The following is a 20,315-nucleotide window of genomic DNA, read 5'->3' on the forward strand; positions in this document are numbered from 1 at the left end:
TCAAACCGCTCTGGTAACCACTGGAGCGTTACTACTAATTAAATCTGGACGTATTCAGCAATTACAATATTTCGATATACCCTTCTGTCCCATGTACTCGAATTCGTTGCCCATCTTTTATCAGTTTGGTAGCATTTTCTACTCCGACAACTGCTGGTAAGCCATATTCACGTGCGATAACTGCTCCATGGGTCATCAGTCCACCAACTTCGGTGACTAAGCCTTTTATGGATACAAACAATGGTGTCCAGCTAGGGTCAGTAAAGGCGGTGACTAATATATCTCCATCTTCTAGATTAGCATCTTCCATGTTTAAGATGACACGTGCTCGCCCTTCTATAACTCCAGAAGAAACAGGTAGACCTACAATAGCTTCGGCTGGGAGATTTTCTCGTTTGTACTCACCTACAATGATTTCACCATCAGACGTTATAACACGTGGGGGAGTTAGTTTTTCATATAAATTGTACTCGTCTTTTCGTTTGCTGATGATCTGGTAATCCAGTTTATTTGTCCGTACGACTTCGCCAAGTTCTTCAAAAGTGAGATAGTATATATCTCCTTTTTCACGAATGACTTTGGCTTGTACAAGTTGTTCGGCTTCTTTCAGTAAAGCCTGCTTATAAACAAAGTAGCGATTAACCATGCCGTATTTTGGATATTCCCGATAACCGATGAAATTCCGGATTAGGCTGATCATTCGTTTTGTTTCTTTGGCTTTTTGTTCACCATCCGGTAATTGCTTCAATCGATCTAATAACTCTTGTTCTTTTTTCAAAGCTTCCTGTCGCCCTTGCTCAAATTTCCGATTGCTAGCATTAGGCTCAAAGTTTTTGATATTACTGAGAATCATAGGGATGAGTGTAGTTGGTTTTTCGCTCCAACGAGTTTTAGTAATATCGATTTCTCCGGTACATCGCATTCCGAATTTGCGGAGATAATCATAGATAGCGTCTTGGGCTTCCTGTCCACCATCAAACTTAACCAGTTCATCCAAAAAGTTATCATCTTTTACATGTTGTAAATAATCAATTACTTCTGGATAAGGACGAATCACATCCGCGATATCCAATAGCGCCAGACCCATTTCCGAAGTAATATTGTTTGGTACAGATTGAGAAAGGGTGTCGGCTGCGTTTTTTTCACCTAACCACTCATTCATATTTTCATTGATCCATGATGAAGCATCTATAGCAGCCATAAACACAGCTGAACTTTGTGGGTCAAATAAAATCTTCTTTAATATCTGGATATCTTCCAGAATAAAATCAAATAAATCCGATCCTAATTTCGTTTGGATGTTTTGTTTTAACTCTTCTATCGATGTTTGACTACTCTTAATCAAATCAGAAACGATTGTCGGGTCGTTTTCGATTTGTGCCCTAGAATCCGCAGACGACACACTTTTATTGCTTTTACCGGAACTCTGTTCTTGCTTATCATTTGGTAAATATTTTATGAAATCTTCTCGCTCTATTATGGTCATAAGTGCGTCTTTCATGAGCGGATCATGTTGTCCCATGGCATCTAATAACATTTTTCTGCTGTCAGATGAAGACAGCCTGTGTATGACATCAACAAACAACCTTCCACCAGCTTTAAATCTGGGTCCAAAAGATGTTAACTGGAATAAAGACATTCCAAGTGGTTTCATGGGATCGGTCATCATTTGTTGATGACCGACAGATACGTAAACGTGATTTTCTTGATCATTTGCTTCAGGGATCGGGTATAAAGTAGTGATTGGCCGACTCTGGACAATATAAAATGTATCATCAACCAAACACCATTCGATATCTTGTGGGCAACCAAAATAAGCTTCGACCTGTCTTCCTGTGCGTGCGAGCTGTAAAATTTGTTGTTCAGTAAGCGTTTGAGTCTTTTGCTGATCAGGATCGATCTGCTGAGTCTCTGTTCCGCCTTCTTTTAGTGCATAGATAGCCAATTTTTTGGTTGCTATCATCTTATCGACGATTTCCTCTTCCTGTACTTTATAACAATCGGGAGATACCAAGCCAGAGACCAGTGCTTCCCCAAGTCCAAAGCTGGCATCGATTGATAGCAGTTTTCGGTTAGAAGTAATCGGATCAGCGGTAAATAAAACCCCTGAAGCCTGTGGGAAAACCATCCTTTGAACGATAACGGATATATAAACTTGTCTGTGGTCAAATCTATTTTGTATTCGGTATATGACCGCTCGATCCGTAAATAGGGAAGCCCAGCATTTGCTGATCTGCTGCAAGATGGCTTCTTTTCCGATGATATTTAAATAGGTATCTTGTTGACCGGCAAAAGAGGCGTGTGGTAAATCTTCAGCAGTCGCACTAGAACGCACTGCATAAGCATGTTCATCGCCAAACTGGGAGAGATAGTGAGCAACTGCTTTCACAACATCGGAAGGAATTTCTATCTCCATAATGATTTGTCGAATCTTCCTGCTGATTTCACCAATTTGACCTCGATCCTCTACTTTTAGCAGTGTTAGTTGATCCAACAATGCGTAGAAGGCTTCGTTTTGTTCGAGGGCTTTTTGATAAGCCTCTGTTGTAACACAAAATCCTTCTGGTACTTGTATTCCTTGAATTTTTGATAATTCCCCTAAATTTAACCCTTTTCCGCCAACGAGCAAAAGCTGTGTTTTTTCTATCTCCTGAAAATCGAGAACCACAGAACTCATCCTACATCTCCCCTAACTATTAATGTTCTATTGATTTTAGCAGTAGTAAATGAGAATAAAAAGTCTATATTAACCATTTTTTAAATGCTATAATTAAATTAGGAAGAGTTCAAAAAAAATAGCTAGTCCTTACTATAAAGTATGCTGATGCCCCGATTCACCTTCTCGAAAGCAGTTCATATACCTTTTAGCCCACAATGAATAGGATTTAAATAAACCTTTTTCTATTTATCTGTTAATTTTCCAAAAAAACACCTTATATTAATATGAGATTTCAAGCTCTTATTAAACTTACCTGCTTCGTTAGTGTAAGCACAATTCTTCATGATCTACATTTGAATTTACCATATATACCTACATGCAGTTTTTTAAACTTTGAAGATTGATGGCTTTGGTCCCGGGCGGCATGAGTGCCACTAACCCGAAGCATTTAGTATCATTGAAAAATTTCTGTACAAAAACATCTTTTATTTCGTTTTCCATTGTTCAGATTGCATAATGAAGTTATCAATTTTTTTCAATATTGCTGTGTCCAGTTGTATTAAATCCATTTAATTGGCTTTCCTTAAAGTATGAAAAATACACACTATATTTATTTAGTTCACAGTATAGCTAGTGTTTACTTTCATAAAAAGGGTTGTTTCGGCAACCTTTTATCTTACGGAACTAGAGGGGCAGTATAGTTGAACAAGAACAAAGGGGAAATCCCATGTCTCTAAGCGTTGTAGCAACAGTAACACTTCTTACCACCATTTCGAAAACAATGTGACAACATGCATTAAGTGGATTCCTACTGCGTAACATTCATGTGCTTTGATGGTAGTTTTGCTGACAAATGGTAGTTTGTTATAGGATAATGGTGATATATTTGATGGGTAAAATATTAGATGGAAAACTTCAAAAAGAAGGAAGTGCTAAACGTTGAATTTAGAAATGGTTATGCAGGAGCTTGAAGCTCTTGGCAAGGAACGAACTAAAAAAATGTACATATCCAATGGTGCGCATGAGCCGCTTTTTGGCGTGGCTACAGGCGCTATGAAACCAATTGCAAAGAAAATAAAAATAAATCACCGTTTAGCTGAAGAGCTTTATTCCACTGGGAACTACGATGCAATGTACTTTGCAGGCATTATTGTAGATCCAAAAGCCATGACTGAGTCGGATTATGATCGTTGGATGGATGCTGCATATTTTTATATGCTGTCCGATTATGTAGTGGCCGTAACTTTATCAGAGTCAGATATTGCACAAGAAGTTGCTGATAAATGGATCGCAAGCGGTGAAGAGCTGAGAATGTCAGCTGGCTGGAGTTGCTACTGTTGGCTTTTAGGGAATCGACTAGACGTTGAATTTTCAGAACGCAAGATTTCCAATATGCTTGATATTGTGAAAAATACGATTCACGATTCGCCAGAACGAGCGAAATCCGCTATGAATAATTTTCTAAACACCGTGGGGATATCATATGTGCCGCTCCATGAAAAGGCAGTCGAGACCGCAAAGGCGATAGGAACAGTAGAGGTCAAACGGGACAAGAAAAAAAGCAGTTTTCTAAATGCTCATGAAAGCATTCAAAAAGCAGTCGATAAAGGACGGCTGGGTTTTAAACGCAAGTATGTAAGATGTTAACGTTAGCCTCGTAAAATTGAAGTGTAATTGTTCTAATGCAGGGTTGAGGGGAACGGGTGTGCGAGACTCCCGCTTAGGAATGTGCGTCCAAGGGAGACCTCGCAGGCGCAAAGGCGCCGAGGGCAGACCGCCCGCGGAAAGCGAGTGCCCTACGTTCCAATCAACTTTCGAAAGATGATTTTAAAGATACTGTACTTGGGCAATTATGTTTCAACCATCGTGAAAAAAGGTTATTACCTTCAAAATTATAAAGCCCATATCTCGTATAGAAAGACAAGGCGGTTTATGCAACTATTAAATAATACTGCTCATCACATGAAATTAAAGCTGATGCATTGGAAGAAGAAGTACTGCAAAAGACAAAAAAGAATGTAAATAACATAAAGGCAGTAGGGCCAAATCATACAAAAAGAAGCAACAGATATACGAACTGTTGCTTCTTTTTGTTGAAGTACTTTGACATTTATTCTGTGAACTCGATTGTATTCATAGTTGTTGCCGTTTGGTATTGTAGCGAAAACAGAAAGCCTACTGCCGTTTACAATGTGGCCTTTCCCATCTTCAAAGTCGATTTTCATACTCTCCTGGCTTTACGAATCTATTATCTGTATCAGAGAAACCCTCTATTTATTCTCCTTTGGTTGATATTTCATTTTTTCTGCACTCTCTGTCCCCAGGGCTTGAACACTGATATTATAAAAAGCGTTGTTAGTAAAATTATTTGTAAAGCAATTCCTGTCATCAGTTGATAGTGGTTAACAAAGAAAGCATCACTTAAAAACTTATAGTCATTTAAACCTTTTAAAGTCCAAAAATAAATAAATAAAAATCCCAATGCCATACAAATCAACGTGATGATTTCCTTGAAAATAATCCAATAAAATTTAAGTAATCCCCATTTTGTTAGAATGGAAAGGAAAAAACCAGTAATAACTGTTCCAATAATCGAAACTCTACCTGCAGTTTGTTCCAGTTGCAGCATACTTAAATAATACGCTTTTATTGTCCCAATATCTTTAGTCATTAGGACACTGATACTTAGTATTAAAAAAGTTACAGTAACGCCAAGCCAGATGGCAGAAAATAATATATGTGCAGTCAACCACCATTTTTTCTGAGTTAAAGATAAGTGTTTCAAATAAATCTCCCCTTAACGATTTACAATAGGTATTTGTTTATTATTATGGCTATTAAAGAAATTATAGCATTGAGGAGGTAAGGTACAAGCATGAATTCTATCTATTACAGGAATTTAAAAACGAAACTTAGAACAATCTATTCCTAACGGATTTATAGGAAGAAGCAACTCTGCATCATTACTTAGCCGAGAAATATTGAATACTAATAATGATATTTTAGAAAGTAAGTAAAGATGGTCTTATTAAGTTAACAAATGCGTTCGTATTATAAGGTCGAACAGTAAACAAAATTACTGGTTGACCTCTTTTTTAATAGAATCTATTAGATCAGAAGCCAGGGTAGGACTTACGGGTGGAATATGAAAGACTTATATAATACGTAAGATGGCGCTTGGTAGCAGTCGCTAGGCATCTATTTTTTCCGAGGCAACAATACAAAAATATGAAAAATTAGCTAAAACAGATTGACAATGATAATCATTATCATATAAAATATTAAATGATAATGATTATCAATTTCATTTAATTCTCTTGCAAATTCCTATTGCATGTCTATCAAAAGAATTTCGAAATTAAAAAGGCGACAATATTGAATAAACAGTTTTAAACCAGGAAGAAAAATTAAAAAATAAGTCAACTTTAACAGAATAGACGGTTATTATGACAAAAAACAGTTTGACTGACAAAGAGTTAAGATTGAAGAAGAATTCAAAAAAACTGAATGTGAGTGAGGAACACGTATGAATAAAGATTTTATAATATTAGAATTATTTCAGCATCAAGTAAGCTGCTGCTGTCCGGGGCAAAAGCACCAACATATGATTGAGTTTCGTCAAGGTGATGTTTGGACAATTACAGACGAACGGAAGTACGTTGATTGCCTAGGATGGCACTCTTTAATAGTTGTCAACAACGAGTTTCAGTTTTTTATGCATGTGGAAGATATTGAGGAACTGTATTCCAAGGGTACCATTTGTTCCATTTTAGATTTGAACCTAAAAATTAACCATTTGAGCTTTAAAGTAAACGAAGCACTCGATGCACATGATAGGGAGTCATTTCTTTTATTTGCCGATGAACTGAGCAACGTACAGAAAATAAAGAGTAAAATGAACTCTGGAGATGTACATGCTGTTTAAGAAAATAGGGCATTTTCATGAACATATAAAATAAAAACAATAAATCGTTCGAGAAGAGACTTCTTTCAAAAGGATAGTTCAATAAAAAGGAAGGGCAGTATCTATAATATTTTTTCAATGTGATTCGTGTTGCTATATCAAGAGAAACATGTTTCCGGTGTTAGAAGTGAACAGTTATATGTCATGTCCTAGCAGTGGTGTGAGCTGTTATGATGTTGATTACCTTGAAGAAGTTTAAACTGTTACATGCAGGATGTGGGTAAATAAGCCATGTTCATTACTTGTTGTAGGTGGAGATCATTTAGGAGTGATTCCTAAAAAATTATCATCTGCTGGATGAGGTGTTCCATATTAGCGGACGTAAAGAAAAAAAGAAAAAAAGAAATGCCCAATAACATTGACATGATTCTCGTGTTAACTAATTTTGTTAATCATACTTTATCAATTTTTAGAGATAAAGCAAAAAAACAATCGATACCTATCTTTTTTGCTAAAAGCTTCGATTTACCAAATTTTATTTAAAGGTGATGACGTACCAGTAAGTGGTTAAAAAATTTTAATAATAATTGATAATAATTATCATTGTTAGAAGGGGAACGTATCATGTCTATCATTATAATTTTTGCCAGTATGAGTGGAAATACAGAAGAAATGGCAAATACCATTGCAGAAGGAATCATAGAAATCAGTGATGTGAAAATCGAAAAGATAGATATAATGGAAGGTCCTGAAGCCTCCATACTTGGAGATTATGATGGTATCTTATTAGGTGCCTATACGTGGGGAGACGGAGAATTGCCGGATGATTTTTTAGACTTTTATGACGAAATGGATCATATTGATCTAACAGGAAAGAAAGCTGCGGTGTTTGGTCCCTGCGATTCATCTTACTCACAATATGGTGCAGCCGTAGATATTTTGACAGAAAAATTAAGGGAACAGGGTGCTGATATCGTCCTAGAAGGGTTAAAAGTAGAATTAACCCCAGATGATGAGGATATCAAAAACTGCCAAAATTTTGGGAGGGATTTTATAAAGAAAAGTTTTGTCTCTTCAATATAGATTGAGAAATTTTATGAGGAAAGAGAGATGTCGGGAATGAGGGGTAAGGAACATCGGATTTCCATTGTTACTTTAACTGATTACCATTTACAAGATTTTATAAGATGTCCTTATCAATTTTACTTTCAACATATTGAAGGGAAAATCACAACTCAATTGGATAGGAGGAAGAAGGTTCAATTTGTGGTTAATCAAGTTGTAAGCCGATATTATAAACTTCCTCCAAAAAGTCAGACGCCTAAGAAAGTTATGGAGCTCATAGATGATCATTGGAGTGCCATTGATGTACGTCAGTTCGAGTCAAAGGTTCATTATTATAGGGCACTTGCTAATATAACAGACCATTTACTCCAATTTTTAACTTCTAAAAAGATTGAATATCCACCTTTATTTTTATATGAAAAGTTTAATACTAATATTGAGGAGTTGGGGACGGAACTTTCCTTAACTATTGAAGTAGCAGAATGGACAAGCAACTCATTCATCATAAAGAAGTATTTAGTTGATACACATGAAGACATGAACCTTTTATTTAATAATATGATATCGGTATTTTGTAAAAAGGCATTTGGTCAATTACCAGAAAGAATAGAGATATTCTCGCTTATGGAAGGTAAAATAGAAACGTATATTCCAACGATGAAGGATGTTTCGGATGGATTGGAATACCTCAACATTATCAAGAATCTTTTACAAGAACCCAAAAAGTATTTGAAAACGGATTCCTTAACAGTTTGCAAAAGCTGCTCATATCAAAAAAGATGTTATGAAGGTAGTAATATAAACCAAGAAAGATTTATTAGTCATTAATCGTGTTCAGAAAACCTAGGAATATTGCGGTTGTGGACTAAGGTGACAGTGAACAATTACTTGAATTATTAACCTATTGCGTATAAAAGGATTATCTAATATAAAGCGGGTTAGGTCATTATTTCTAATGAATATTCGATGATGAAAGGGGAGATGGATAACTTGCAAACTGGAAATTACATAATTTATCAAATGCGGATTATTCCATTAAGAGGATAATCCGCTCACATTTTCATTCTAGATTATATACCCTATACTATAGGTATTTAGCTACCATTTATTTAGCCTTACCAATTGACAGAAGGATTGAAGGTGTATCTTATGTTTTCATTACCCCCGCGGAAAGCGACTGCCCTACGTTCCACACAACAATCATATTTAAAAACCTAAAAAAACCTGTAGACAAACTCCATTATGGTCGAGTTTGTCTACAGTCTGAGGTAAGAGCGCCATATATGCCCTTACTTTTTTCTGGTATTGTTTGACTAGTTAGGATTACCAGTTCTTTTGTACTTAACAAATATGTTCATCATATTCCGCTTTTAAGTAATTTAACATCTTTTCCTTTTGGAAAGAATAATGAAAACAATTAAAGTAAAAGGAAAAGTCGTCAAAAAAGAGTGAATGTTTTTCATCGAATCCATAAGAATGTAAAAAATCCGAAATTATTGTTTCTTGATCCACGAGGTCGAATAATCCGGATACATAAAATTGATAACTGAATTTATCATATAAAAAAAGGTATCCTGTATCCTCAAAAATATTTTTCACTGAATGCCCATCCAATCTAACTCACTCCTTTCTTACCAATATACCTTTTTATTCATGAATTTATTCAGTGCTCATTTGTGGTGGAATATTATTATATTTAATGCAGATCAATTAATATACCATCAATAAGTTGGAAGGATTAAAACAAATGCATGAAGGAGGGAAGCGCAACGAAAAAAGCACATCCCATAAGGATGTGCCGCATTTAACAAACTTCTTATTTATACATTTCAGCCACTTGTTTTTGCAATTGGCTATTTTCAAGGTACTCATCATAACTCATTTGCTTATCTACCGTACCTTTTGGTGTAAGTTCAATGATTCGGTTCGCAACAGTTTGGATGAACTGATGGTCATGAGAAGCGAAGATCATTGAACCTTTAAAGCTGATTAAACCGTTGTTCAATGCTGTAATCGACTCTAAGTCTAAATGGTTGGTAGGTTCATCAAGCATTAGGACGTTAGAACCGCTTAACATCATTTTAGAAAGCATACAGCGGACTTTTTCGCCCCCTGAAAGGACACTGGCCTTTTTCGTGACTTCATCACCAGAGAACAACATTCTGCCTAAGAAACCGCGTAGGAAGCTTTCGCTTTGATCATTAGGAGAATATTGACGGAGCCAATCGACAAGGGTTAAATCGACACCTTCAAAGAATTCGGCATTATCTTTAGGGAAGTATGCCTGAGAGGTCGTAACGCCCCATTTGAAAGATCCGTTGTCCGGTTCAATTTCACCTGCTAAAATTTTGAACATTGTTGTTTTAGCAATCTCATCTTTGCCGACAAAAGCAATCTTATCACCTTTATTCATTGTGAAGCTGACGTTATCCAATATTTTTATGCCATCGATCGTTTTCGAAATTCCATCTACACGAAGCAAATCGTTCCCGATTTCACGCTCAGGTGTAAAACCGACATATGGATAGCGGCGAGATGAAGGCTGTATATCATCTAAGCTGATCTTATCCAATAATTTCTTACGGGATGTTGCTTGACTCGATTTGGATGCATTAGCACTGAAACGAGCGATGAAATTTTGGAGCTCTTTGATTTTTTCTTCTTTTTTCTTATTGGCATCTTGTGTCAGCTTAAGGGCAAGCTGGCTTGATTCATACCAGAAGTCATAGTTACCGATATAAACTTTAATTTTACCGAAATCCAGATCCGCGATATGTGTACAAACTTTATTCAGGAAGTAACGATCATGGGAAACTACGATAACAGTGTTTTCAAAATTGATCAAGAACTCTTCCAGCCATTTGATCGCTTTTAAATCCAAGTGGTTGGTAGGCTCATCCAGTAGAAGAACATCTGGTTTTCCGAATAGTGCTTGGGCAAGTAATACTTTAACCTTGTCGCCACCGTTTAATTCAGCCATTTTTTTTGTGTGCAGGTCTTCTTGAATACCAAGGCCTTTTAAGAGGATAGAAGCTTCAGGTTCAGCTTCCCAACCGTTTAATTCGGCAAATTCACCTTCTAGTTCGGCTGCTTTCATTCCGTCTTCGTCCGTGAAGTTTTCTTTCATATAGATGGCATCTTTTTCTTGCATGACTTCATATAATCTTTCATGTCCCATAATGACAACTTTAAGGACTTCTTCTTCTTCAAAAGCGAAGTGATCTTGTTTTAGGACGGCAAGGCGTTCGCCAGGCCCCATATGGACATCCCCGGATTGTGCTTCAATTTCACCGGAAAGGATTTTTAAGAACGTGGATTTACCGGCGCCATTTGCCCCAATTAGTCCGTAGCAGTTACCAGGCGTGAATTTTATATTAACATCTTCAAACAGCTTACGATCGCCATAGCGTAAACCAACATTATTTACAGTAATCATTTATTTACATTCCTCCAAAATACTTTTGTTTCAACGTTTCCAACATTAGTTTAGGTTATTTTTGCGCTGATTCACATAAACAGCAGTTTACGTTTATGTATTTTTTAAACTGTGCCATCATTTGAATTGTATCTTATTTCTGCAAAAAGTTAAAGGTTCATAAACAAAACTTTGAGTATTCGATATTTTTTAAAGTCCATAGAGATTATTTGATATCGTCTTAATAATCCATATTTGTTCAATAAAGCATTACTTGGATCATCATAGTTATCATTTTTTCTTTTGCTTAATCTAAATGTATTAATCATCAATATAACCGAAAAAATGAAAAGAAAAACGAACGTAAGTATAAGGAAATCCTAAATAAAAAATGGTGGAAAGTAAATCCTTATTCATTTATAGGTATAATTATAAAGTGAATTCCTCTGATTTTTATTATTAAGGCAACTGGATGATAGTATGACTTCAAAAGGAATTTTTCAAACGTTAGGGACTGTTTCTTCATTTTACACGAAATATCCAAGATATCGACTTGCTAAATTTGACGGACGTTTTAGACCAAAATGCACCATTTATATTAATGGTTTTGAAAGTCGGCATAATGATGGTAACAGGATTCAGTTATTTAAATTCTAGAATGGAACATTATGGATTTACTAGGTTCTTATATACATGTCTTGGCTTTTGCTCCTATTTCATTCACAATTGCTGTAATAAAGGCTCAGTTTGGTCAATATTGGTGGGCGATAATAATCTGTGCTGTTATTGTTATTTATTGGGGAAGTCAACAAAAGGAGTAAATCATCCTTTCAAGGGTGCTTCAGAATGTAGACAAATTCGATGAAAATCGAGTTTGTCTACATTTTTTTATGGCTTGTACAATTTGGACGTTGATTGGAACGTAGGGCGCTCGCTTTCCGCGGACGGTCCGCCCTCGGCGTCTCCCTTAGACGCGCTTTACTATGCTGGAGTCTCGTACCTTCCGTTCCAATCAACTTTGTTTTAACATTTAGATAGAACCCTTTTGCCTAGAGTCTTTTTTGTTTTAAAATAGAAGTATTCAAACTTGAGGTGATGAGGATGCTTTCTAAACATGATTCTATTCAGCGAGATCTACTTGAAATGATTACTTTAGATCAACTGGTGCCACCGAACCATTTGGTTCGTAAAAATGGAGGCTGCCATTGATTTCACTTTCATTTATGACTTGGTGAAAGATATGTATTCAGAGGTAGGACGCCCAAGTATTGATCCAGTTATTTTAGTTAAACTGACATTCATCCAATATACCTTCGGTATTCGTTCCATGCGTAAAACGATTGAAGAAGTTGAAACAAATATGGCTTACCGTTGGGTTCTTAGGCTACGGTTTCCATGATAAAGCACCTCATTTCTCTACGTTCGGGGAAAATTATGAGCGACGCTTTAAAGATACAGACCTGTTTGAACAGATTTTCTATCGCATTTTAATGACAGCTGCTGATAGAAAGTTAATAAGTGCAGAGCACATATTCGTCGATTCCACACATGTGAAAGTCAGTGCGAACAAGAGGGAATTTGAAAAGAAAATCGTTCACAAAGAAGCACGAGCGAATCAAGGACGCCTTCAAGATGAAATAAATCAAGATCGTGTAAATCATGGAAAGAAGCTTTTTCCACCAGATAAATTTGTTAGGCTCTGTTAAAAGATGTTGTTGATTTTCTTGATGAACTAATGGGGCAGGTTAGTTGAATAAGGTAATATTTGGATTAAGATAGATATAAGTAGAAAAGTTAATAACAAGGGGTGATTTTTTGGAGAAAAATATTGGGGATGTAGATTTTTTTAAACAAGTAGTATAAAGACTTTACAAAAAAAACAATATTTCCCCTCAGAAACCTAAATTTGAAATCATCGAGAACGTAATCGTTATTAGCATTAAGAACCATGTAAAAGATGGAGTAGACTTAGATTGTTTTAATATTTTAAACCTTATTTACCGAACAATTGGAACTTTAGAAGAGAGCTGAACAAACAAGAAATAGAATTATTGAGGCTTATGCTGAGTGTCAAGGCATTTTATTTTGATTATAGCAATGAAATGAATACCATTTGGGGATGATTATTTTACTAAGTTTTTAATGTTTTTAATGATATATGCAAAGTTAGCAGTACACTAAATAAAGTAATAGGGTTTACTTCAGTAAAATAAGGTATATTATATTTGTTGAATAGATTCTCTTTAAAGACAAGAAAAGTAGGTGAACAAAGTGGGAAAATATCAATTGGATTACAAAGGTCAGGCAGCTGTGACAAAGTTTCATGAAAAACAGACGCCTGCCAAATTTGATAAAAAGCAGCAACTTGAAAAAATACGTGCGGAGTATTTGAAAAAGAAGCAAAAACAAACAGATAAATAATATGAATGAAAACATAGGAAGACTAAAACCTCCCTATGTTTTTCTTATTCGAAGTTCTTTTTTTAAATTGATGATAGAGTTTATTATTCCCATAAATTTCAGATTCGGTGACAAAAAACTCGTCATCAGATATCCATTCCTCACTAAAAATTTCAGTAGCAGAATCAATAGACCAGCCGTTATTTTGGATACACCAGTAATCTCCAGCAGAAATTTTTAAAACATTTGGATACTCACTTGGCTTAGGTAGCTGAATAAAAAGATAAGTCTCGTTCTTTTCAGCAAGATACTTTCTCAACACCCCACATTCAAAGAAAGTCAGGGAATACCAATGCGCTGAATTTACTTCTAATAACTTAAAGGTAAACCAATGAGTAAACCTATAAAAAACCTACTATATCAACGTTTATAGGTTAAAAGGTTTACAGGTTTACGAGGTTTACGCAATTATGGAATTCTTTATATAAAAAAATAGATAGATGATGAGTTAGAGTAAGCCTTAGACAAAATTAGCTTATCAATCATCATTAGAAAGTTTGAATATCGCTTAGAATGGTTTTCTGAATACACAAAGCTGATTAATAAGCATAGATGGAATGTAGCAAGCTACCAGCGTTTAGCTTAATAGCTTTTATTGCTAGTAGTTTTCTTACCACAGCTAAACATTTCTGATATGCTCCAATAAAAAATAAAGCAACGCATTCCAATATAGAAACGGCTGCTTTAATTCATACTTTCAATTTTACGCTTGACGAATTTTTTATAAAAATGGTTACGGTTTTGGTTACGTTTCTAAATGGTTGTAAATCAATTCTAGTCAATTGCGATAGTTAAGAAACATTGTATTCATCGTAAGAGCTAATATAGAATAATTTTAAATAATAGGAAAAATATACCTGGATTAAATAAACTGCAATCTATTAAATTGTTGATATATCAATGTTTCTAACGTATTTTTTGATGAATTTATAAACTTAGTTACGTTTTTGATTACGTTTTTCCCAATTTTCTGTATATGGTGCAAACAAGCACAAGAAAATAGGTAAGTTATTCATCGTTCAAATATATACAGGCTATTTTTTCAAACCTCTTACTTATGCAACTAACGCATGCGTTAGTTGCATAGTAAGCACTAAAGAAGACCACTTTTTAGGTGGCCTTTTTATTTGTTCAAAAATCAACATTAATCCTTAACAAAGCCATTTGTTAAGGAAGAAACCAAAGAAATAAAAGAAAGTACAACTGATTCTGAGAGTGGCTACTATGTGAAAGATGAACGAACAAAACAGTTTGCCTATTCATTCCACGCGACCGCAGACCGCAACGGTTTTGTATTAGGAACGATTGTAACACCTGGAAATACACATGATAGTCAATCTTAGAGCCACTTGTTGAACAAGTGATTGAGAAAGTTGGAAAACCGGAAGCCGTTGCCGCAGATGCAAAAGAAAAGCATGGTATGCGTTGGACTACTTTAAGGGGACTTAAAAAATTGTCGATGCAGGCGATGCTTACTTTCGCTGCCATTAATTTAAAGAAGATGGCCAATTGGACATGGAAGGTCCAAAAATGGCCTAACATAGTGGGCTCGTAGAGCCCCAATCTCTTAACTTTAGGCGGAAATTCAAAAGTGATTTCAAAAGGGGTTCGTAATTTTTTAATTCCGAACCCTTTTGTCTACAAACTGAATCATCCTTTCAAGGGTGCTTTTTATTATTGAAGGAAATCAGCACCTTTTATCGAATTGTTAGTAAAGGAGATGGTAAAATGAATCTCAGAGTTCAATATAGACTTTTTATTCTTTTTAACGAAAGACTCATCCCAGAGGAATATGACCGGTACGAGATACTAAACGTTAGAGAAGATATTAATCCTGACGATATGAAGGATTTCCAAGAACTTAGTGAAAGGTTGGGGAAGGCGATTCATCGACCTTTGAATGAATTTAAAATGAAAAGCTTCAAAGTAATGTAAGAGCATCCTTATGGGTGCTTTTTATTTTGGATAAATATTCAATATAACATGTCGTTTTTCTTTATAAATCAAATTTTTGGGGGATAATCTTTTAGGGACAATTCTTCCTGTATTAAGTTCGGCTGTATTTTCTATTAAACAAATAAAAGTTGTAAGAAATCATACGTTATCTTTAAGAAGGGAAATTTTTCTCTTCTTTTTTTATGCATAAATAAGAACGAATGTTCTAAAGTGGAGTTATAGAATGAATGGAGATGTTCTTATGTCTATAAAAGATCGCGGGAAGCTAAAGTGGCAAGGATTCTTTATGCTTGAACATATTAAAATACTAAAAGGTTAAAATTAGGATTACTATCGTCAAAAAAAACCATTAATAGATGAATACCAATTAGAAGAGTTTGAGAACAAGATACATACTGCTATGGAGTTTGCTTAGCTGGTGAAGTTTACCATGTGGGAAGATGATTTTGATTGCGATTATAGGGTGGGTACTTCGAATAGATCGGTTAACTAAGAAAATTCATTTAGAGTTGGCGAAAGAAAAGGGACATATTATAAAGATTAAGTTAGTGCATTAATGGTTGGCATAAGAAAAGATCACAGAGCCATACATGATTTTATAGCAGGTACATACGTGACTACAAATAAACCTTGAATAATTGATAAGCAGTTTAATAGCTGCTTTTTTTGTGCGTTTGTGCGAAGGTACAAATTCATGGAAAACCCTTAATTTAAATGAAATCTAGGCAAAATAAAAAGGCAAAACAAATCGAAATTTGTTGCTTGGTGAAAAATGATGTAAATGAATATTTCATAGAAAACCACGGTAGAATATCTAATCCATTAAACATTGTTGCTGTTAAAATATTTTTATACTACTTTGGTGGTTATGCAAACGCACCAAAAAGCACTTAACATAAATGGTTAAGTGCTTTTATTATTCAATACTTCCTTATTTTGATTAATGATTATTTTATTTCTTAAAATCATTTCTTTATTATTAAGTCCAACATTCGGTTCTGTGGTCTTATTCACCTTTTCTAGGAGTGATACTACGGATATTTCTAACAATTCAGGAATAGACATATTTGTTTTTGAAGATAATACTTCAAGTTCATGGATTAATTTAGGGGATAGCATTGGTTGTCTTTCATTGATTTCCATGATAGTACCCTCTTTCTCGGAAAATTGTTTAATTGTACTTTAAGTATATATTGTGAGTTTCAAACGAAACATTAAATTACAGTTATTTATGTTAAGAATTGATGACAATTGTAGAAGGAAGGTATAACAAGCACTTTACCTTAATGGGAGAGTGCTTGTTCGTGTTGTCTGATTCTTTTGTTGGGACCTAGATGAATAATCCTGGCTATAGCTGATTTCCTGCTCTTTCTTTATCCCTGAAACGATAAAATGAATCTGTATGCCCGTTTCTCCATGGATATCGTGAAGTTCTGCCTTACCCATTCCATAACCTTGAGTCTGATTCAAATTGCAAAAGTTCGTATTTTTCATTTCGAAGAAGCATTGGGCATATTAAGATCCCTTTTCCAGGCATTCCTAGTTCGTAAAAGGGGTTTGAAGGAAGAGCAGTGAAGGGTCTTTTTTTCCAATCGGGCTTTAAAAAAATTCATAGCATATCATTAAGAATAAAGAGGTAAGTATAATTGCCATTTTCATTAATATCCAAGAGGTGAAATAAAATTAAACATCCTTCTCCCTGTATGAAGTTATTTTCCAAGATGATTGTACGATCTTTTTTGTAAAGTAGACATTCATTCTCCTCCTGAAAGCATCGAGGTGCTCTTTTATCAATCAACATATGGCAATATCCACTCTGGAATATATAGTGTATTTCTCTCGTTATAAGGAATATTTGGGGGTGAATTTAAAGGATATAACTCTATGTGTTCAGATTTGTCAACCATTGGGTTTTCTGATAGTATAAATATCCATTTCGTCTAAGCATCGGCTTTTTTAATTATAAATAAAAGTGGAAGGGAGAGTGGGTTTATTGGGAAGCCACCCCGATTTTGAACAGGAACGCCAGCGGCTGGATTTTACTAAACGTTATATAGACGTAGTCATTAAAACATCAGAAACCAGCAAAGATCAATTTCAAAGGAATATGCAAGAAGCTTTTGGTGATGCCGATTGGTCTGAGTCCGGCTTATATTCTCAGTTGCTGACGACAGCCAACTTTTTTGAAATGTCAAAAACTGAATTAGAGGGCTTACGTAAAGCACGTAAAAAGCCATATTTTGCAAGAGTGGATTTTGAAAGGAATGATGGTGATAGCGGTGAAGTGCTTTATTTCGGAAAAACCTCGCTTTATCAGAGAGAAAGCCAGGAACAGATTATCGTCGATTGGCGATCCCCGATTGCAAACCTATATTATGAGGGGCGGATTGGTGAAATTGAATATGAAGCGGAAGGGGAAACATTTAACGGGAACATCACTTTAAAGAGACAGCTAATGATAGAAGATGGCGTCCTGGAAGAGGTTAGGGACATAGATTTAACAACAACCGATGAGTTGCTGCAGGAATCCCTTTCTAAAAGTTCCAGCAATCGACTGACAGATATCATTACTACGATTCAGGAAGAACAAAATAAAATCATTCGTGCAGATTTGAATAAACCAATCATTGTTCAGGGTGCAGCAGGCAGTGGAAAAACAACAATTGCTTTACATCGGATCTCATATTTCATTTACCATTATAAAGATTTGTTCGACCCAAGACAATTAATGATTCTTGCTCCGAGCCGTGTGTTCATCGATTACATATCTGAAGCGTTACCTGAATTGGGTGTTGAAAAAGTAAAACAATTCACATTTTCCGAATACGTGCAGTTAGCGATAGGAAAGCAAATAAAGCTTGTAGCAGATGATAAATTAACTCGAATGCTGGAAAAAGATGATGAAGAAATAAAGGTCGCTGTCTGGATATCAGGTTTAAAGGGCTCGCCAGCATTTAAATTAATTTTGGACGAATATGTGAAGGATATTTTCAGGGGGTTTCATCCGGATGAGGATTTCTATTGTGATAAATATCGCATCTATTCGGCTAAGAAGTTCATCAGATTATTAGAAGAGGATTATTGGTACTTGCCGTTATACACCAGACTGGATAAACTGAAGGCCGTTTTAAAAAGTGAAGTGAAGATGAAAAAGAATATAATGCTTGACCGGGTTATTGATTTTTATGAGGCCAAAATTGAGAAGGCGCTCTACAAGAATATCGATCCAGTCATACGCAAGGATTTTGTTACAAAATGCCTCGATAAAAAAGAAGAGCGGATCAAACAGGTTCAAAAGGCGATCCGTACTTCGGTAAAAGGCTATTTTAAACAATTCAAAATTAAGGATCTTCTAACGTACTATCAGGAATTATACGAAGACCCCGAGCGACTGGCCTTCTACAGTAACGGTAAACTTACTTTTGAAGATGCCGGTGCACTATGTGAATATAACCATAAATTATTTTCTGATAAAAGTTATGAAATGGAAGACTTGGGTGCATTATTGTATCTACAGGAGCGCCTTTTTGGTGTGGACAAAGAAAACAAAGCAAAAAATGTCGTCATTGATGAGGCTCAGGATTATAGTTTCATGCAGTTGCAGGCACTTAAGACGGCAGTGGATACTGATATGTTCACACTTGTAGGCGATCTTGCACAAGGCATCCATTCATACCGGGGATTGCAAACATGGGAAGAGGTTCACCGTCGTATTTTTCCACGGGCGACGTATACCGAATTACAAAAAAGCTACAGAACCACTGTAGAAATCATGAAACAAGCTAACCGAATCCTTCAATTATTAACATATGATTTCCCTGAAGTTGAGCCTGTTGTCCGTCATGGCAGAGAACCGGAATTCATTTCCATTGAAAAGGATGGTTGGGAAGAAGAGTTGATCGAGCTTATTGATAAACTAAAAGGGGAAGGATTTAAAACGTTTGCCGTGATTGCCAAAACGATGAAAGATTGTAAACTGGCAAACGAGAAACTAACTGGAGTACATCAAGGCTTTCATTTAATTGATGAAGGGGGAAACATTCCGAAAGACAAAACGTTAATTGTCCCCTCCTATTTAGCCAAGGGTTTGGAATTCGATGTTGTATTTGCAATATCCCTGGAAGAAGTGTATTGCCGTGAAAAAGAACTTGATATTAAATTGCTTTACGTCACAATGACAAGGCCATTGCACCGGCTTTATTTTTTAGGCAATGATAATAAGGCTTTTCTTATAGAGAATGGAGAAGAGGAGGCTGGTAGGTAACCGACCTCCGGGTTATGCTCACAAATGCAACAGGATATCTTGAATGTCTTCCCACCCATAACCGACTTCGATAAGCTCGATGCCAGCCATTTTAACCGTTTTTTCAGCAATGACTTGACCACCGAGGGCCTTGTAAAAACCGCAAGAAGGATTATCCTTTAATGCCCAGATGATTAAATTCTTATGTTCCATTTCCATTAGCTCATGTATGACCGCTTTAATCATCTTTCGGCCGAGTCCTTCTCTTTGATATTCTTTTAATATATAAATCGCATAAACTTCACCTTGAATTAGCGGATCATGCGTTTGTTCAGGTCCGCCCGCAGCAAAACCGATGATTTCGCCATTGGCATTTTCCGCTACAAAGGTGGCGCTATGCAGCATTTTTAAATTCCTTTGCCAATTTTTCTTTCTTGCTTCAATGTTCAAAGAAGACAAATATTGATTCGGCAATATTCCTGTATAAGTCGTTTGCCAACTGTTTATATGTACATGAGCTATTCCATTTACATCGTTTTCAGTAGCTTTCCTTATATTCATAAAAATCACCTTCTGGTTTTAGTATTTTTCTTAGAATATCATGGTAAAAGTG

Annotated in this window: 13 protein-coding genes and 3 pseudogenes; 10 read left to right on the top strand and 6 right to left on the bottom strand. The window is 35.7% G+C overall.

Annotated features, from left to right (window positions below; genetic code table 11):
* Window positions 1–61 precede the first annotated feature (61 nt).
* A complete protein-coding gene (gene ppsA, locus LQ203_RS02865; protein ID WP_230155505.1) occupies window positions 62–2,677 on the bottom strand; it encodes a phosphoenolpyruvate synthase in 2,616 nt (871 codons plus the stop codon).
* Between the two features lie 921 nt (window positions 2,678–3,598).
* Between ppsA and LQ203_RS02870 the strand changes: the two genes are divergently transcribed.
* Window positions 3,599–4,306: a DNA alkylation repair protein gene (locus LQ203_RS02870; protein WP_230155507.1), complete on the top strand. Its 708-nt coding sequence runs from the start codon at window positions 3,599–3,601 to the stop codon at window positions 4,304–4,306.
* 649 nt (window positions 4,307–4,955) lie between these two features.
* On the opposite strand, the gene LQ203_RS02875 is transcribed toward LQ203_RS02870, so the two are convergent.
* The gene (locus tag LQ203_RS02875) at window positions 4,956–5,444 is read right to left on the bottom strand and encodes a hypothetical protein (protein WP_230155508.1); all 489 of its coding nucleotides are present in this window, start codon (window positions 5,442–5,444) and stop codon (window positions 4,956–4,958) included.
* A 741-nt stretch (window positions 5,445–6,185) separates the two neighbouring features.
* Between LQ203_RS02875 and LQ203_RS02880 the strand changes: the two genes are divergently transcribed.
* The 3 genes from LQ203_RS02880 to LQ203_RS02890 all read left to right on the top strand — a co-directional run bounded on the left by LQ203_RS02880 (window position 6,186) and on the right by LQ203_RS02890 (window position 8,456).
* Window positions 6,186–6,584 (top strand): hypothetical protein, encoded by a 399-nt coding sequence (locus LQ203_RS02880; protein ID WP_230155509.1) that lies wholly within the window; start codon window positions 6,186–6,188, stop codon window positions 6,582–6,584.
* A 600-nt stretch (window positions 6,585–7,184) separates the two neighbouring features.
* Window positions 7,185–7,646 carry a flavodoxin gene (locus LQ203_RS02885; RefSeq protein ID WP_230156119.1) on the top strand — a complete coding sequence of 154 codons (462 nt, stop codon included), beginning with the start codon at window positions 7,185–7,187 and terminating at the stop codon, window positions 7,644–7,646.
* Between the two features lie 183 nt (window positions 7,647–7,829).
* Window positions 7,830–8,456, top strand: a complete 627-nt coding sequence (locus tag LQ203_RS02890; protein WP_230155510.1) for a hypothetical protein — start codon at window positions 7,830–7,832, stop codon at window positions 8,454–8,456.
* Window positions 8,457–9,444: 988 nt separating this feature from the next.
* Here the strand turns inward: LQ203_RS02890 and LQ203_RS02895 are convergent.
* Window positions 9,445–11,064: an ATP-binding cassette domain-containing protein gene (locus LQ203_RS02895; RefSeq protein ID WP_230155511.1), complete on the bottom strand. Its 1,620-nt coding sequence runs from the start codon at window positions 11,062–11,064 to the stop codon at window positions 9,445–9,447.
* A gap of 1,080 nt (window positions 11,065–12,144) precedes the next feature.
* On the opposite strand from LQ203_RS02895, the pseudogene LQ203_RS02900 reads away from it, so the two are divergent.
* Together LQ203_RS02900 and LQ203_RS02905 are read left to right on the top strand one after the other, a co-directional pair.
* A pseudogene (locus LQ203_RS02900) lies at window positions 12,145–12,725 on the top strand (transposase); the annotation flags it as partial.
* A gap of 589 nt (window positions 12,726–13,314) precedes the next feature.
* Window positions 13,315–13,464 carry a hypothetical protein gene (locus LQ203_RS02905; RefSeq protein WP_191090669.1) on the top strand — a complete coding sequence of 50 codons (150 nt, stop codon included), beginning with the start codon at window positions 13,315–13,317 and terminating at the stop codon, window positions 13,462–13,464.
* Window positions 13,465–13,486: 22 nt separating this feature from the next.
* Here the strand turns inward: LQ203_RS02905 and LQ203_RS02910 are convergent, their stop codons facing one another.
* Complete coding sequence (locus tag LQ203_RS02910; protein ID WP_230155512.1) at window positions 13,487–13,762, bottom strand: hypothetical protein; 276 nt, start codon at window positions 13,760–13,762, stop codon at window positions 13,487–13,489.
* 910 nt (window positions 13,763–14,672) lie between these two features.
* On the opposite strand from LQ203_RS02910, the pseudogene LQ203_RS02915 reads away from it, so the two are divergent.
* From LQ203_RS02915 to LQ203_RS02925, 3 genes and pseudogenes are all read left to right on the top strand, one after another.
* Window positions 14,673–15,058, top strand: a pseudogene (locus LQ203_RS02915) (transposase); the annotation flags it as partial.
* A 173-nt stretch (window positions 15,059–15,231) separates the two neighbouring features.
* On the top strand, window positions 15,232–15,438 hold the full coding sequence (locus LQ203_RS02920; RefSeq protein WP_230155513.1) for a hypothetical protein: 207 nt from the start codon (window positions 15,232–15,234) through the stop codon (window positions 15,436–15,438).
* Window positions 15,439–16,003: 565 nt separating this feature from the next.
* Window positions 16,004–16,093: pseudogene (locus tag LQ203_RS02925) on the top strand (RDD family protein); the annotation flags it as partial.
* A gap of 269 nt (window positions 16,094–16,362) precedes the next feature.
* On the opposite strand, the gene LQ203_RS02930 reads toward LQ203_RS02925, so the two are convergent.
* A complete protein-coding gene (locus LQ203_RS02930; protein ID WP_230155515.1) occupies window positions 16,363–16,602 on the bottom strand; it encodes a hypothetical protein in 240 nt (79 codons plus the stop codon).
* An 841-nt stretch (window positions 16,603–17,443) separates the two neighbouring features.
* On the opposite strand from LQ203_RS02930, the gene LQ203_RS02935 reads away from it, so the two are divergent.
* Window positions 17,444–19,723: a UvrD-helicase domain-containing protein gene (locus tag LQ203_RS02935; RefSeq protein ID WP_230155517.1), complete on the top strand. Its 2,280-nt coding sequence runs from the start codon at window positions 17,444–17,446 to the stop codon at window positions 19,721–19,723.
* An 18-nt stretch (window positions 19,724–19,741) separates the two neighbouring features.
* Here LQ203_RS02935 and LQ203_RS02940 read toward each other — a convergent pair whose 3' ends face one another.
* Window positions 19,742–20,263, bottom strand: a complete 522-nt coding sequence (locus LQ203_RS02940) for a GNAT family N-acetyltransferase (RefSeq protein ID WP_230155519.1) — start codon at window positions 20,261–20,263, stop codon at window positions 19,742–19,744.
* Window positions 20,264–20,315: the final 52 nt, after the last annotated feature.

The organism is Peribacillus sp. Bi96, from assembly GCF_918698115.1.
Lineage (GTDB): Bacteria > Bacillota > Bacilli > Bacillales > DSM-1321 > Peribacillus.